The 14,468-nt window shown below is 73.5% G+C and carries 15 protein-coding genes and 1 pseudogene; 7 read left to right on the top strand and 9 right to left on the bottom strand.

All coding sequences use genetic code 11. From position 1 onward, the window contains the following. Nucleotides 1-284: 284 nt before the first annotated feature. The 5 genes from IEZ31_RS23920 to IEZ31_RS23900 form a co-directional block, all read right to left on the bottom strand. Nucleotides 285-1,244 carry an Acg family FMN-binding oxidoreductase gene (locus IEZ31_RS23920; protein WP_190252178.1) on the bottom strand — a complete coding sequence of 320 codons (960 nt, stop codon included), beginning with the start codon at nt 1,242-1,244 and terminating at the stop codon, nt 285-287. A 69-nt stretch (nt 1,245-1,313) separates the two neighbouring features. Continuing rightward, entirely contained in the window at nt 1,314-2,516 is a 1,203-nt protein-coding gene (locus IEZ31_RS23915) for a hypothetical protein (protein WP_190252177.1), read from the bottom strand. Beyond that, nucleotides 2,509-3,036, bottom strand: coding sequence for a SigE family RNA polymerase sigma factor (locus IEZ31_RS23910; protein ID WP_229835786.1), 528 nt, complete (start codon nt 3,034-3,036; stop codon nt 2,509-2,511). The genes IEZ31_RS23915 and IEZ31_RS23910 overlap by 8 nt, the downstream gene beginning before the upstream one ends. A gap of 180 nt (nt 3,037-3,216) precedes the next feature. After that, nucleotides 3,217-3,699, bottom strand: coding sequence for a VOC family protein (locus tag IEZ31_RS23905; protein WP_190252175.1), 483 nt, complete (start codon nt 3,697-3,699; stop codon nt 3,217-3,219). A 56-nt stretch (nt 3,700-3,755) separates the two neighbouring features. Then, entirely contained in the window at nt 3,756-6,152 is a 2,397-nt protein-coding gene (locus IEZ31_RS23900; RefSeq protein WP_190252174.1) for a phosphoketolase family protein, read from the bottom strand. A 176-nt stretch (nt 6,153-6,328) separates the two neighbouring features. Between IEZ31_RS23900 and IEZ31_RS23895 the strand changes: the two genes are divergently transcribed. Then, a complete protein-coding gene (locus IEZ31_RS23895) occupies nt 6,329-7,102 on the top strand; it encodes an SDR family NAD(P)-dependent oxidoreductase (protein WP_190252173.1) in 774 nt (257 codons plus the stop codon). 97 nt (nt 7,103-7,199) lie between these two features. Next, nucleotides 7,200-7,784: a DoxX family membrane protein gene (locus IEZ31_RS23890; RefSeq protein ID WP_190252172.1), complete on the top strand. Its 585-nt coding sequence runs from the start codon at nt 7,200-7,202 to the stop codon at nt 7,782-7,784. Nucleotides 7,785-7,842: 58 nt separating this feature from the next. Here the strand turns inward: IEZ31_RS23890 and IEZ31_RS58215 are convergent, their stop codons facing one another. Together IEZ31_RS58215 and IEZ31_RS23880 are read right to left on the bottom strand one after the other, a co-directional pair. After that, nucleotides 7,843-8,055: an SDR family NAD(P)-dependent oxidoreductase gene (locus tag IEZ31_RS58215; RefSeq protein WP_190252171.1), complete on the bottom strand. Its 213-nt coding sequence runs from the start codon at nt 8,053-8,055 to the stop codon at nt 7,843-7,845. Nucleotides 8,056-8,126: 71 nt separating this feature from the next. Next, nucleotides 8,127-8,837: a hypothetical protein gene (locus IEZ31_RS23880; RefSeq protein ID WP_190252170.1), complete on the bottom strand. Its 711-nt coding sequence runs from the start codon at nt 8,835-8,837 to the stop codon at nt 8,127-8,129. A gap of 570 nt (nt 8,838-9,407) precedes the next feature. Here IEZ31_RS23880 and IEZ31_RS23875 point away from each other — a divergent pair. Both IEZ31_RS23875 and IEZ31_RS23870 read left to right on the top strand, forming a co-directional pair. Next, nucleotides 9,408-10,808 carry a DUF1996 domain-containing protein gene (locus tag IEZ31_RS23875; RefSeq protein WP_190252169.1) on the top strand — a complete coding sequence of 467 codons (1,401 nt, stop codon included), beginning with the start codon at nt 9,408-9,410 and terminating at the stop codon, nt 10,806-10,808. Nucleotides 10,809-10,914: 106 nt separating this feature from the next. Beyond that, nucleotides 10,915-11,604 carry a hypothetical protein gene (locus tag IEZ31_RS23870; protein WP_190252168.1) on the top strand — a complete coding sequence of 230 codons (690 nt, stop codon included), beginning with the start codon at nt 10,915-10,917 and terminating at the stop codon, nt 11,602-11,604. 8 nt (nt 11,605-11,612) lie between these two features. Here the strand turns inward: IEZ31_RS23870 and IEZ31_RS23865 are convergent, their stop codons facing one another. Further along, the gene (locus IEZ31_RS23865; protein ID WP_190252167.1) at nt 11,613-12,620 is read right to left on the bottom strand and encodes a zinc-dependent alcohol dehydrogenase; all 1,008 of its coding nucleotides are present in this window, start codon (nt 12,618-12,620) and stop codon (nt 11,613-11,615) included. A 10-nt stretch (nt 12,621-12,630) separates the two neighbouring features. Next, nucleotides 12,631-12,777 (bottom strand): annotated as a pseudogene (locus tag IEZ31_RS23860) (LuxR C-terminal-related transcriptional regulator); the annotation flags it as partial. Nucleotides 12,778-12,854: 77 nt separating this feature from the next. Between IEZ31_RS23860 and IEZ31_RS23855 the strand changes: the two are divergent. The 3 genes from IEZ31_RS23855 (at nt 12,855) to IEZ31_RS23845 (ending at nt 14,453) form a co-directional block, all read left to right on the top strand. Continuing rightward, a complete protein-coding gene (locus IEZ31_RS23855; protein WP_190252166.1) occupies nt 12,855-13,313 on the top strand; it encodes a hypothetical protein in 459 nt (152 codons plus the stop codon). 75 nt (nt 13,314-13,388) lie between these two features. Next, a complete protein-coding gene (locus IEZ31_RS23850; protein ID WP_190252165.1) occupies nt 13,389-13,952 on the top strand; it encodes a hypothetical protein in 564 nt (187 codons plus the stop codon). 30 nt (nt 13,953-13,982) lie between these two features. Next, nucleotides 13,983-14,453 (top strand): hypothetical protein, encoded by a 471-nt coding sequence (locus IEZ31_RS23845; RefSeq protein WP_190252164.1) that lies wholly within the window; start codon nt 13,983-13,985, stop codon nt 14,451-14,453. Nucleotides 14,454-14,468 lie beyond the last annotated feature (15 nt).

Below are 14,468 nucleotides of genomic sequence, written 5' to 3'. Positions count from 1 at the left end.
TTGAACGAGATCTGCTGCTGGGTCAGCTGGGCCTTGACGTAGTCGTTGGCGAAGTTCGCGTTGCTGGTCAGCACGAGACCCGCGACCAGCAGGAGCCCGGCCAGCACGACCAGGCCGAGACCGACGATGATGTCGAGCGTCTTGCGCTTCATGGTGCCCTCCGGGGCTCAGGTGGTTCGCCGCGTTCTCTTGGCTGCCCACAGCGTCTCCCGGAGGGGCGTCCACCCGGCAGAGCACAACCACCCTGATCGCCCGGGACCTCCGGCCCGGTCCGGCCGGGACCGTCAGCCGTCGCCGACGTCGACGACGTCGGCGACCGGGCGGCGACCCGTGTAGCAGGTGGTCGGCGCGTAGCCGAACCGCAGCACCAGCTGCGGCAGGTCCGGGCGGCCCAGCAGGTCGCGCAGCCGGGCCCGCACGGCGGGCACCTCGATCGGCTGGGAGTACATCGCCGTCGCCAGGCCCAGGTCGGCGGCGGTCAGCAGGACCCGTTGCAGCATCATCCCCGCCCGGGTCTCGTCCGCCGGCCCGTCGCCGGCCACGCCCACGACGGCCACGACCGGCGCGCGCGCGAGGTCGTGGGTGGTGTCCTGCGCGGCGCCGCCGAAGTCACGGCGGGCCAGCAGCTCGCCGGGGTGCTGCGCGGCGCCCGCGGCCTGCCGGTCGACGCCCTCGACCCGATGGTCGGCCTCGCTGGTCCAGGCGCGCAGCTCGGCGAGGTACGCGGCGTCGGCGGTGAGCTCCCGGTCGGCGGCCCGCACGAGCCCGGCCACCGCGTCGAGCCGGTCGCCGGTGACGACCTCCAGCCAGCCGTCCTCGGCGTGGGCCGCCTCGGTCAGCGCGGCCAGGGCGGCCGGCTCGACCGGGGTGTCGGCGAAGGCCGCGCGGTTGGTGTGCCGCCGCCCGATCTGGCGGTGCAGCCGCTGCTCGGCCGGGGTGGGCGGGCGCGGCGCGGCGGGCGTCAGCCGCACCACGGTGGCGCCGATGCCCGTGGTGTACCGCGCGGGCGCGCCGCCCGCCGCGAGCGCCAGCATCAGGTTGTACGCGGCGGCGCCGCACGACACGCGGGCCGCCCGGCCGGTCGGGTCGCAGGCCGGCAGCGCGCGCGAGGGATCGACGAGCACGTCGATGGCGTCGGCGCGGTACCGGAACCGCCAAGGCTGACTGTTGTGGATGGACGGTGCCCGGACGGCGTCGCCGACGGCGGCGACGAACGCGGCACGGCTCCAGGACGAGGATGTCATGATGCCCTCCCTCCGTCCTTCCACCGTGCCGCCCGTCACCGGCCGCCCGTCAGGGCCGAAGGTCCCGCGTCAGAAAACGATGCGGAACTCGGCGCTGTTGTTGGCGCGGTTCGAGTCCGCGTAGCCGTCGGCCATGGAGACCTCCGCAATCGGTACCAGGCCCACGGTCACCGGGGCCGGCGCAAGGAACTGGATCGTCAGGGTCGTCGTCTCGCCGGGGGCCAGGCCGTCGCGGTCGCACGAGATGACGACCGCCTGCGGGTAGGGCACCAGCTGGCAGCCGCCCGGCAGCTGCGGGCCGAGGCCGTCCGGCAGGGAGAGCGAGACGCGGTACGGCAGGCGGAATGCCCCGTCGTTGCGGACCGTCACCGTCATCGACGCCGCGAGGCCGCCGCCCTCGGCGCGGCGGAACGCCAGGTCGGTGGCGGCCACCGCGAGATCGGTGACCTTCGGGTTGGGCGGGAACGAGGTCGGGCCGCCGGACTGGGCGAAGCGGGCGCCGTCCCAGGAGTACGCGCGCCACTGGAACTGCACGTGCGGGCCCGGCTCGAAGCAGCGCAGCGGGGTGGCGTAGTCGCCGACCTGGGCCTCGACCGCGCCGTCGGTGCCCGCGCGCAGGCCGCAGATCGTCCTGATCTCGCCGGTCTGCCGCACGACCTGGCCGAGGGTGCGGATGCCGCCGTCGTCGGCGCGGGCGAACGCGACGACCTGGAACGTGGTGGTCTGGTCGCCGCAGGACATCCGGATCACCGTCTCGCGGCCGCCGTCCCCGTCGAGGTCGACGTACTCCACCTGGTCCAGGTAGATGTGCACCGAGTCGCGGATGAAGTGCGCGCCGCCGCTGAACTTCACCGGGCCCGAGACGCAGCCGGTCACGATCGCGTCGGAGGCCCAGTCCGGCACGTCGAGGGTGGCCTTGTCGAGCTCGGCGCGGGGGATCCGGTTGTCGGCCGGCGCCGGCGGGGACACGGACGCCGACGGGGACGACGACGGTGTGGGCGACGGCGACGGCGCCCCCGAGACGGCGGCCGTCACCGAGTCGGCGGGCTGGACGGGTGGGCCGTGGGAGTCGCCGCCGGCGGCTGCGTACGCGCCCACCGGCGCGGCGATGGCCAGCGCGGCGAGCGTGGTCGCGACCGTGGCGCGCACCCGGCGGCGGTGGCGCACCGTGGCGTGGGCCGACTCGGTGCCGGCGGGCCGGACGTACGGCGCGACCTCGTTGCGGAAGTCGGCGAACGCGGCGGCGAGCAGCTGGTCGTCGAGGTCAGCCACGGCGGTGCTCCTTCTCGGTGAGCTCGGCGGCGAGCGCGGCGCGGCCGCGGTGCAGCCACGACTTGACCGTGCCCTCGGCGACGCCCTCCTGGCGGGCGATGTCGCTGATCGGCAGGTCGGCGAGATAGTGCAGGATGACGACCCGGCGCAGCCGCGGCGGCAGCGTGCTCAGCGCCTGGGCCAGCGCCACCCGGTCCGGGCTCGGCGCGGCCACGTGCTCCGGCCGGTGCCGCCGGGCGAACTGGGCGGCGACCCGGGCCCGCCGCCACCGGCTGGTGGCCAGGTTCCAGGCCACGCGGCGCACCCACGCCGTCGGGTCGTCGAAGCCGCCGACCTGCTGCCACCGGGCGAGGGCGCGGCAGAACGCCTCCTGCGCGAGGTCCTGGGCGGCCGCCAGGTCGCCGGTGTACGCGAACAGCTGGACGGTGAGCGGCTGGAACGTCACCGCGTAGAACTCTTCGAACGTGAGTCGGTGCGGGGGTGAGCTGTCGGATGCTCTCGCGCGGCCCCCGTCAAGCAAGGTGATCACACTGCCCTTCCTCCCCATCGGACGACCGGTTGTCCCGGCCGCTCGGCGAGAACACGTCCCGTCCGACGGGAAGGTTGCTGTCGGTCAGCCGACAGCTAACCGGATCAGGCGGTCATCGAGCAGCGGCGGCTCGTCGCGGCTGCCGGCGACGAGCCGCCGGTCAGGGCGCGGTCAGAGCACACGGTTGCCATACATCTCACCGAGCGGGTCGGCGATCAGCTCGAGGCGGGCGCCGTCGGGGTCACGGAAGTACACCGACACACCGCTGTGGACAACGTACTCGACCCCGGCCGCGCCGAGGCGGCCCACGAGCTCGTGCCAGCGCTGCGGATCGACGGAGATCGCCACGTGGTGCAGGCCGCCGAGGACCTCGGCGTAGGGCCCCACGTCGAGGCCGGGGAAGTCGAAGAAGGCGAGCAGGTTGCCGTTGCCGATGTCGAAGAAGAAGTGCGACGACCCGGCGTAGTCGCGGTTCTCGATGAGCTCGGTGAGCGGGAAGCCGAGCACGTCCTGGTAGAACCGGACGGTCCGCTCGACGTCGCCGGAGAGGAGGGCGGTGTGGTGCAGGCCGCGGGCCGTCGACGCGGGGCGCTCGCCGGCGGGGCGCAGGTGGGCGGCCCGGATGCGCCGCCGCTCGGCCTCGATGTCGGTCATGGTGGTCCTCCCGGGTCGGGGTGTGCCTTCAGCATGCACCCCGACCCGGGGACCGGTCAGCCTCGCTCGGCCCAGTCGCCCAGCGTCCAGTCGCGCACGTCCGGCATGTCCTCGAGGTGCTCGACCACGTACGTCTCGTGTTCGGCGAGCTTCGCCTCGCACCACACCTTGAGGTCGGCGGCGCCGCGCGGCAGCCGCTTGGCGTTGTTGATGGCGTCCATCACCAGGTGGTACCGCGACACCCGGTTGCGCACCGTCATGTCGAACGGCGTCGTGGTGGTGCCCTCCTCGATGAAGCCGCGCACCCGGAACCGGTCGGCGTCCGGCCGGCCGTGCACGAGCTGGTGGATCGCGCCCGGGTAGCCGTGGAAGGCGAACACCACGTCGACGGTGTCGGTGAACAGCTCCTTGAAGCGGGTCTCGCTCATCCCGTGCGGGTGGTCCTTCGGCCGGACCAGCGTCATGAGGTCCACGACGTTGACCACCCGCACGCGCAGCTGCGGCAGCCGCTCGCGCAGCAGCCGCGCGGCCGCGACGGCCTCCATCGTCACCACGTCGCCGGCGCAGGCCAGCACGATGTCGGGGTCGGCGGAGCCGTCGTCGGTGCCGGCCCAGTCCCAGATCCCGGCGCCGCGGGCGCAGTGCTCGACCGCCTCGTCCATCGTCAGCCACTGCAGCTGCGGCTGCTTGTCGATGACGATGAGGTTGATGTAGGAGCGCGAGCGCAGGCAGTGGTCGGCGACCGACAGCAGGCAGTTGGCGTCCGGCGGCAGGTAGACCCGGGCGATGTCGCCGCGCTGGGTCAGCACCACCTGGATGAGGCCGGGGCCCTGGTGCGAGAAGCCGTTGTGGTCGTTGCGCCAGGCCGTGGACGTGAGCAGGACGTTGAGGCTCGGCACCTTGGCCCGCCAGGCCAGCCGCTTGGCCTCCTGCAGCCACTTGCCGTGCTGGACCGTCTGCGACGCCGACACCATGGCGAACGCCTCGTACGTGGCGAACATCCCGTGCCGGCCGGTCAGCGTGTAGCCCTCCAGCCACCCGTGGCAGTTGTGCTCCGACAGCACCTCCATGACCCGCCCGTCGCGGCTGATGGCGACGTCGCCGGGGAGGACCCGCTCCGCGAACGCCCGGTCGGAGACCTCGAACACGGCGCCGAGCCGGTTGCTGTTCGTCTCGTCGGGGCAGAACAGCCGGAAGCTGTCGGGGTTGGCCGCGTAGAGGTCGCGCAGCAGCTCACCGAGGCGGCGGGTGGACTCGGCCCGCCCGACGCCGGGCGTGGCGACCTCGACCGCGTAGCCGCGGAAGTCGGGGATGTCGAGGTCCTTGGTCAGCAGTCCGCCGTTGGCGTGCGGGTTGGCGCTCATCCGCAGGTCCCCGGCCGGGTTGAGGGCCCGGACGAGCTCGGACGGCGCGCCGCTCTCGTCGAACAGCTCCTCCGGACGGTACGACCGCAGCCACCGCTCCAGGAGCGCGAGGTGCTCCGGGTTGTCCTTGACCCCGGACAGCGGCACCTGGTGGGACCGCCACGTGCCGGTGACCCGGATGCCGTCGACCTCGTCGGGGCCGGTCCAGCCCTTCGGGGTGCGCATGACGATGAGCGGCCAGCGCGGGCGCGTGCCGTCCCAGGTGCCCTCGCGGGCCGAGCGCTGGATCGCCCGGATCCGGCCCCAGGCCTCGGCGAGGGTCGCCGCGAACCGGTGGTGCATCCCGGGCAGGTCGTCGCCCTCGACCTCGAGGACCTCGTAGCCGTGGCCCTCCAGCAGGGAGCGCACCTCGGCCGGGTCCTTGCGGGCCAGGACGGTCGGGCCGGCGATCTTCGCGCCGTTGAGGTGCAGGATCGGCAGCACCGCACCGTCCCGCGTGGGGTTGAGGAACGAGATGCCCTTCCAGGAGCCCTCCAGCGGGCCCGTCTCCGCCTCGCCGTCACCGACGACCGCGATCGTGAGCAGGTCGGGGTTGTCCATCACCGAGCCGAACGCGTGCACGAGCACGTAGCCGAGCTCGCCGCCCTCGTGGATCGAGCCGGGCGTGGTCACCGAGACGTGGCTCGGGATGCCGCCGGGGCTGGAGAACTGGCGGAACAGCCGCAGCAGGCCGGCCTCGTCCTGCGACACGGCGGGGTAGACCTCGCTGTAGGTGCCCTCGAGATAGCCGGCGGCGACGAGCGCCGGGCCGCCGTGGCCCGGGCCGGCGAGGTAGATCGCCTGCTGGCCGGTCATCCGGATGAGCCGGGAGACGTGGGCGTAGACGAACGAGAGGCCGGGGCTGGTGCCCCAGTGGCCGAGCAGACGGGGTTTGATGTCGCCCGGCTCGAGGGGACGGCGTAGCAGCGGGTTGTCCTGCAGGTAGATCTGGCCGATCGTGAGATAGTTGTCGGCTCGCCACCAGGCATCGAGCTGCGCGACATCCTCGTCGCTGAGCTGTCCCACCTGGGCCTGCGCAACAGTGGTCACCGGAGCTTCCTTCCTGCCTGCGATCCGTGGTCCGGGGCTACCCTTACCCTCTCGCGACGGAGGCCAGTCGCCCAAGGGCAACCCTACCTTTTCGGGACGAGTCGAAGGTCCCGTTCCAGCGCACTGCAATTCGGCTGCAAACGGCTCACAACTGCGGTCTGCGAGCATCCGCGACCATGAAACACATCCTTGTCACCGGTTCGGCCGACGGCATCGGCCAGCAGATAGCGCAGCAACTCACCGCCGCCGGGCACCACGTGGTCCTGCACGCCCGCACCGAGGAGCGGGCGGTGGCCGCGAAGGCCGCCGTGCCCGCCGCGGCCGACGTGGTGGTCGGCGACCTCGCCTCGCTCGAGCAGACGCGGGCGCTGGCCGCCACCCTCGGCCGGTTCGACGCCGTGGTCCACAACGCGGGGATCGCCCGGATGGACAGTTCCGAGCGGGCGCTGACCGAGGACGGCCTGGACTCGACGTTCCAGGTCAACGTCCTCGCGCCGTACCTGCTGACCGCGCTCATGCCGCGGCCGGGCCGCCTGGTGTTCATGTCCTCGGCGCTCGCCGCCGAGGGCGTCACGGACCTGCGCGACGTGAGCTACGAGACGCGCCAGTGGAACGGCTACGAGGCCTACTGCTCATCCAAGTTGTACTGCATGCTGCTCGCCTTCGCGTTCGCGCGGCGCTGGCCGGACACGCTCAGCAACGCCGTCGACCCGGGCTGGGTGCGCACCCGGATGGGCGGCGCCGGCGCGCCGACCGACCCCGCCGACGCGGCCCGCGTCCCGGCCTGGCTGGCCGCCTCCGACGAGGCGCTGGACAGCGGCGGGTATCTCACCGACCGCGACTGGCACCCCGGCGAGCAGCATCGCGACCCGGTGCTGCTCGACGAGCTGCTCGCGTTGTGCGCGCACCTCGGCGGCGCGCGTCTCGGCGAGGGTCCCGGAACGCGGTAGGACTTCGGTCCCGCGGGTTCGGGCGGTCCGGCCCGGTCGCGCGACCCGGTCCCGGAGGGACGCTGTGGGCGTCGAAGTGAACGGCAGGAGGCCGAAGATGACCACCGTGAACCACTCCCCCGCCAACCACCTGGAGCGGGTCGAGGCACCGGGCAGCATGCTGACCAGGACCGCCGCCAAGGCGCTCGCGGTGCTGCGTTTCGCGACCGGGTCCGTGTTCCTGTGGGCGTTCGCCGACAAGGCGTTCGGCCTGGGCTACTCGACCCCGTCGGCGAAGGCGTGGGTCAACGGCGGGTCGCCGACCAACGGGTTCCTCAAGTCGGTGGACGTCGGGCCGTTCCAGTCGGCCGCGCACGCCGCCGCCGGCACCTGGTGGGCCAACTGGCTGTTCATGCTCGGCCTGCTCGGCATCGGCCTCGCGCTCGTCTCGGGCATCGGACTGCGCGTCGCCGCGGTGTCCGGCACCCTCATGATGGCCGCGATGTGGCTCGCCGAGTTCCCGATCGCCCAGCACACCGCGAGCGGTGCGCCGAGCGGCTCGTCGAACCCGCTCGTCGACTACCACGTGGTCTACGCGGTCGCGCTGATCGTCCTGGCGCTGTCCTACGCGGGCCACACCTGGGGCCTCGGCCGCCGGTGGGCGAAGCTCCCCTTCGTCCAGCGCAACCGCTGGCTCATCTGACCACCCCTCATCCCCCCGAATCCGCCGGCCTCATCGCTGCAGGAGATCCTGCACCTTGTCAGCGATGAGGCCGGCGGCACGTCTGGGGCTGAGCCGGTAGAGCCGGTCCGGCACGGCGCCCCGGGCCAGCTCCGCGGTCCTCGGCCAGGGTCGCCGGGTTGAGGTCGACGGCGGCCACGTGGGCGCCGCGCCGGACCGCCGCCAGGGCCACGGCCCGGCCGATGCCGCTGCCGGCCCCGGTCACCACGACGACCTTCTGCGCGAGCTGCATGACACGTCCCCTCGATGGTCGCCGGCGGTCGCCCGGAGGCTAGCCGGTCGGCTAGCCTCCGGGCAAGACCGTCAGGCCTTGGGCACGTTCGCGATCATGCCGTTGACCAGCTTGACCATGTTGGCCCGCATGGCGGCGGCGTCCCACGCCTCCTTCCCGCCGGCGTTGAAGCGGACCTCGACGTAGAGGTTCTGGTCGGTGCAGACGAGGATGGCCTCGAGGCGCTGGTCGCCGGAGCTGAGCCGCTTGGTGAAGAACCCCTGCGCGCCGCAGCCCGTGACCTTGTCCTGGCTGAACCCGGTGATCTTCGGGTACACGTCGGCGGACTCCTTGTAGCGGGCCGCGGTGTCGCCGTCGACGTTCGCGAACGCCTTGACCTCCTGCGCGCCGTCGGCGGCGGCGAGGAAGTACTCGCAGCCCGTGAGCGTGAAGCGGGTCTTCTCCTCGGTGGCCTCGCCCTTGCCCGCACCGACGCGGGGCCCGAGCACCTTGAGGTCGGCGAGCGAGCACGGGTCGGACGGCTGCCGGTAGCCACCGCCCTGCGCCTTCGCGGTGGCCGCGGCCGACGTCCCGGCCGCCGTGGGCGTGTCGTCGGAGGTGTCGACGCTGAGCAGCAGCGCGATGCCGCCGCCGGCACAGAGCACGAGCACGACGGCGACGATGCCGAGCACGAGGCCGAGCCTGGACTTCTTGGGCGGCACCGGAGCCGGATAGGGCTGGGCCGGGTACGGCTGACCTGTATGTGGAACGCCCTGGTAGGGCGGCTGGTGTGGCGCGTTCATGGTCGCCGATTCTGTCGGTTCGCGCCGCCGGCCGAAGTCGCCCGCCGGATGCGCCCGAGGTCGGCTATCCGACGCCGGCCACGTGGGGCGGCTCGGCCGGCGCGCGCCGGCCGGGGCTGGGGTCCGCCCGCCGACGCTGGTTGGCGGGTCTGCCGCCCCACGAGGGCGCCCTCACCCACGGCCGGCGCGGTCGGCCGCCCCTTCCCCAGGCCGTCTCCGCGCCACCCGGGGCGGAGGCGCGGCCGCGTGGGCGCACAACCGCCGGCCGGAGCCCGCCCGCGTCCACGCCGGGCATCGGGCGGTGTGCCGGATCTCCGGAGCGCGCCGGCGCCCCTTCGAATCCCTCGGGATCATGAGCGCACGCCAGGGGAGCGCTCTCCCACTCCCATCGACGGCCGGCCGGCCGCAAGCTACAAGGTTCAAGCTGGCTGGAGAGCGCTCTCCCATTTGCCCCGAGCCATTGACACATCTCAACCAACGGGTTCAAGGTGGACAAACACAGAGAGCGCTCTCTGGCAAGATCGGCCGGACTCCGCCCCCGGCCGCACCCGCAGACCCGGAGGAAGCCTCATGTCCCGTCCCGCCCGCGCGGGCCGATTGCGGCTGCGCACCATGGTGCTCGGCGCAGCGCTCACCGCGCTCGCCGGCACGTTCCTCACCAACCTCGCCCTGCACGCCGCCGACGCGGCCGAGACGCCGATCTCGCAGGGCAAGCCGGCCACCGCCTCCTCGACCGAGAACGCCGGCACGCCGGCCGCCAACGCCGTCGACGGCAACGCCGGCAGCCGCTGGTCCAGCGCCTTCAGCGACCCCCAGTGGCTCCAGGTCGACCTCGGGGCCACCGCCACGATCACCAGGGTCGTGCTGCAGTGGGAGGCCGCGTACGCCCGCGACTTCACCGTCCAGACGTCGGCCGACGGCAGCTCGTGGACGACGATCAACACCACGGTGAACGGCACCGGCGGCACCCAGACGCTCAACGTGTCCGGCTCCGGCCGCTACGTGCGATTGAACACCACGCGCCGGGCCACGCAGTACGGCGTCTCGCTCTGGGAGTTCCAGGTCTTCGGCACCGGCGGCACCCAGCCGACGCCGAGCACCAGCGCGCCCGCCGGCACCGGCTGGATCAAGATGGACCAGGCGAAGTGGCAGGCCCAGCTGGCCCAGTTCAACGCGCTGCCGATGCACCCGGCCCCGGCCAACGCGGTGCGGGTCTCGGAGTTCAACGCGGCCTGCACCTACAGCCACTCGTTCAAGGACGACCCGATCATCTTCCCCGGCCTGCCCGGGGCCTCGCACATGCACAGCTTCCTGGGCAACCGCACCACCAACGCGAACACCACCACCGAGTCGCTGCTCGCCAACTCGTCCACGAGCTGCGGCCCGGCGACCGACCTGTCGGCGTACTGGATCCCGACCCTGTACCAGCGGGGGGTCGCGATCGAGCCGCGCGGGGTCACGGTGTACTACGGCTCGCGCCTGCCCGACCCGAGCCGGACGCTGCCGTTCCCGCAGGGTATGCGGATGATCGCCGGCGACGCCAAGCGGCAGGTCGCCACGCCGTCCGGGGCGCCCGGCCAGTTCTGGTGCGCCGGCCCCGGCGGCGAGGTCGGCCGCAGCGCCGACGGCAACTGGCCGATCTGCGCCGCGACCGCCAACCTCACCTTCCAGCTGGTGTTCCAGGACTGCTGGGACGGCGTCAACCTGGACAGCCCCGACCACAAGTCGCACGTGTCGTACAGCACCGTGAACGGCCAGTGCGCGGGCGCCTACCCGGTCGCCATCCCGAACATCTCGTTCGTCATCGACTACAACACCCGCGGCGACGCGGACGGCTTCACGCTCGCCTCGGGCATGGCCTCGTCGATGCACGGCGACGTGTTCCTCGCCTGGGACAACGTCGCGATGGGCCAGCGGGTGAAGGACTGCGTGGTCCAGAAGGCGAAGTGCAACACCGCCGGCACGTTCTGAAGCACCGACGCCGTGGCGCCGGGCCGACCCCGGCGCCACGGTATGATCGACGCTCACCGTCCCCCGCGGTCTTCGGCGAGCCGCGCGCTGTCGTGAAGGATCCGTCATGCGCACGAAGCCGCCGGCCCGCACCCGCCCCCGCCCGCAGCAGCAGCAACAGCAGCAGCAGCGCTGGTGGGTCGCCGTCGCACCGCTCGTCACCCTCATCGCCGGCGGTCTGCTGGGCGCCTGGATCGGCGCCGCGTTCGCCGACCCCCGCACCGACACCGAGAAGCGCATCGACGCGATGGAGGCGGCCGAGGTGCAGCGGGACGCCGAGCAGGTCGTGACGCTCACCGACCAGGCCCGGCGGATCCGTGACCTGCTCACCCCGGTCCTCGACGGCCTGCACACCGCGGTCCCGCCGAAGGCCGCGCAACCGGGCGAGGCGCCGGCCCAGTCCAAGGCCGACGGCTGGAAGGTGGTGACCCGCAAGGCGGTGTCCGACTTCGCCGACCCGCCCTCGGCCGGCACCGCCGTGAACATCGCCCGCTCCAGCCTGGCGGCCGGCGCCAGGCAGCTCGACCTGGCCGTCGACACGTACGCCGCCGCGGTCAAGGCCCCGGAGGCGGAGCGCCCGGCCCTGCTGGCCCTGGCGGGCCGCCAGCGCGACACCGCCATCGCCACCTGGTCGGTCGGCGCGACCCAGCTCGACCAGCTCAACGTCGACACCGGCCACGGCCACCAGCACGTCTTCCTGCCCAGCCAGCCGGGCCAGGGCGCGATGACCGCCGACGGCGAGCAGGAGGGCAAGTAGCCGGAGCGTCAGCGGCGCGGGTCGACGAGGAGCTTCGGGCCCGCGCCCGGGGGCCGCTCCCCGGCCAGCGCCGCCGCGACCTCGTCCAGGCCGACGGTGGCCGCCACCAGCGGGCGCGGGTCGACCGAGCCGTCGGCGTAGGCGGCGATCGCCCCCGGCAGCCCCGCGGAGGCGCCGAGGATGCCGACCGCGGTCACGTCCTTGAGGGCGATCTCGCGGGTGTCGACCGTGCTCGGGGTGCCGGACAGCCCGATGTAGACGATCCGCCGGCCGGGCTCGACCAGCTCCAGGGCGCGGGCGGGCAGCGCGGGGGCGTTGGAGGCGTCGACCACGCCGTCCCACGGCAGCGCCGGCAGTGACGACGCCGTCCAGGCGGTGCTGAAGCCGAGGCGGCGGGCGAGGTCCAGCTGGGCCTCGTCGCGGCCGAGCAGGTGCACCTCGGCCCGGCGGGCCCGGGCGAACATCGCCGCGAGCAGGCCGATCGTGCCGGTGCCGAGGATGAGCAGCCGCTCGCCGGGGGCGACACCGGCGGCCTCGACGGCCCGCAGGGCGTTGCCGCCGGGTTCGACGAGCCCGCCGAGGGTGGCGTCCATCGTGGACGGCAGGGCGTGCAGCGTGACCGCCGGGACGGCGACCCGCTCGGCCAGGGCGCCCGGCAGTCCGTCGCGGATGCCCAGCTCGTGCCGCTCGGCGCAGACGTGGTGGCGGCCGGCGCGGCAGCGGTCGCAGTGCCCGCAGCCGATCATCGTGTCGCCGGTGACCCGCCGGCCGAGCCAGCCCGGATCGACGCCGGCGCCGGCCGAGCTGACCACGCCGGCCCACTCGTGGCCGGGCCGCAGCGGGTACGACGCGGCGCCCGTGTGCAGGTAGCTCATCTCGCCGGTGAACAGCTCGACGTCGGTGCCGCACACGCCGGCCCGCTCGACGTCGACGACGACCTGGCCGGGCCCGGCGACCGGCGGCTCCACGTCGCGCACCTCGGCCCGGTGCGGCCCGGTGAGGACCAGCGCCCGCATAGCACCCTCCTTACAGCCGGTCTTCCGGGCTGACCAGGCCGCTCTGGTACGCGATCACGACCAGCAGGGCGCGGTCGCCGACGTCGAGCTTGGTCATCGCCCGGTTGACGTGGGTCTTGGCCGTCAATGGTGACAGCAACAGCCGGGCGGCGATCTCCGCCGGTCGGCCACCGCGCTCGCGGTGGTCACGGTGCTGGGGCGCAACCGGCGGCCGCGGCGTGGAGAATGGCGCGCATGGAGCTGCGTGCCGAGCTGTGCCCGCCCGCCGTCACCCCGGAGCGGGTCGATGCGTTGTGCGCCGCCATCGAGGCCGTCGAGGAGCTGCTCGACCGGGGCGACACCGGGGCGGCCGAGGCGGCGATAGCCGCGTTCAACGCCGGCACCGGGCACGACTACACCGCGTATCACTTCCGTACCTACGCCGGCTCCCGCGATGTCGAGGACTTCGCGCTCGAGGCCGCCCGGCCCGCCCGGCCGAAGGTCGCCGGCGTGACGCGCGACGAGCTGGCGGAGGTCGTGCGCCGCGTCCGCGCGGGCGGCCCCGACACCGACTACTACGTCCTGCTGCTGACGACGAACGTGCTGTACCCGGGCGTCGTCGACCTCATCTTCCACCCGCCGGCCGAGCTGGCCGACGCGTCCGCGGCGGAGATCGTCGACGTCGCGCTGCGGTACCGGCCGATCGCGCTGTAGCCCCGGCGGAGGGTGAGGTCGGCGCCGGGGCGGCGCGTTAGCGTCGAGCGTGGCTCCTGCGAAGGGATCACGCTCATGTCCTCGACCGCGATCGCCGTGATCATCATCGTAGTGCTCGTGGTGGTGATCGCCGTCCTGGCCGTCGCCCAGTGGCGGCGCACGAGGGAGCTCCGCCGGCGCTTCGGCGCCGAATACGACCGGGCCCTCGCCGAGCAGCCCAGCCGCCGCGCGGCCGAACGCCACCTGCAGGCCCGCCAGCGCCGCCACGCCGAGCTGCAGCTGCGGGAGCTCGATCCGCAGGAGCGCCTGCGGTACCTCAAGCAGTGGGAGCGCACCCAGGCGCACTTCGTCGAGGAGCCGGAGGCGGCCACCCGCGAGGCGGACGCGCTGGTCACCAGGGTGATGACCGAGCGCGGCTACCCGATCGAGGACGCCGACGACTTCGACACCCGCGTGCAGGACCTCAGCGTCGAGCACGCGGCGACGCTCGACCACTACCGCGAGGCACACCACATCAACCAGGTGAACCAACGCGGCCAGGCGTCGACCGAGCAGCTGCGCCAGGCCCTCATGCACTACCGCGCACTGTTCGCCGACCTGCTCGGCGAGGGCCGCGGCGGCCGTCCGGCGCACGGCTGAGCCCATACAACCCCAGCGAAAGGCCGATCCGTGATGCGTGAGATCAACCCGACCGACCCGATCCGCCCCGGCCCGATGCCCCAGACGCCGGTCACCCCGGCACCCGAGCCGTCGTTCCAGCGCCCGCCCACCCCGGCAACGGCACAGCAGCAGCCACCGCCGACACAGCAGCCGGCCGCCCAGCCGACCACCCAGCCGACCACCCAGCCGACCACCCAGCCGGCCGCGGAGAGCCAGCAGACGATCTGGGAGAGCGCCAGGGCCGACGAGTTCCGCCAGCGCTGGCACGAGATCCAGACCCACTTCGTCGAGGACCCGCAGGCGACGGTGACCGACGCGCGGCAGCTGGTCGACGAGGCCGCGCAGGCCCTCGCCGAGAACGTCCACAGCCGCGAGGAGGAGTTCGCCCGGGCCGGCGCCCGGACGTCGGACAGCACCGAGGGCATGCGTGACACGGTCCTGAACTACCAGCACCTCCTGGACCGGCTCCTGTCCGTCTGAGCCCTGCGGCCCAGG

It is taken from the genome of Dactylosporangium sucinum, from assembly GCF_014647515.1.
In the GTDB taxonomy this organism is placed as follows: domain Bacteria; phylum Actinomycetota; class Actinomycetes; order Mycobacteriales; family Micromonosporaceae; genus Dactylosporangium; species Dactylosporangium sucinum.
Note: the sequence above shows the minus strand (reverse complement) of the source record. Positions and strands in the feature narration are given on the sequence as shown.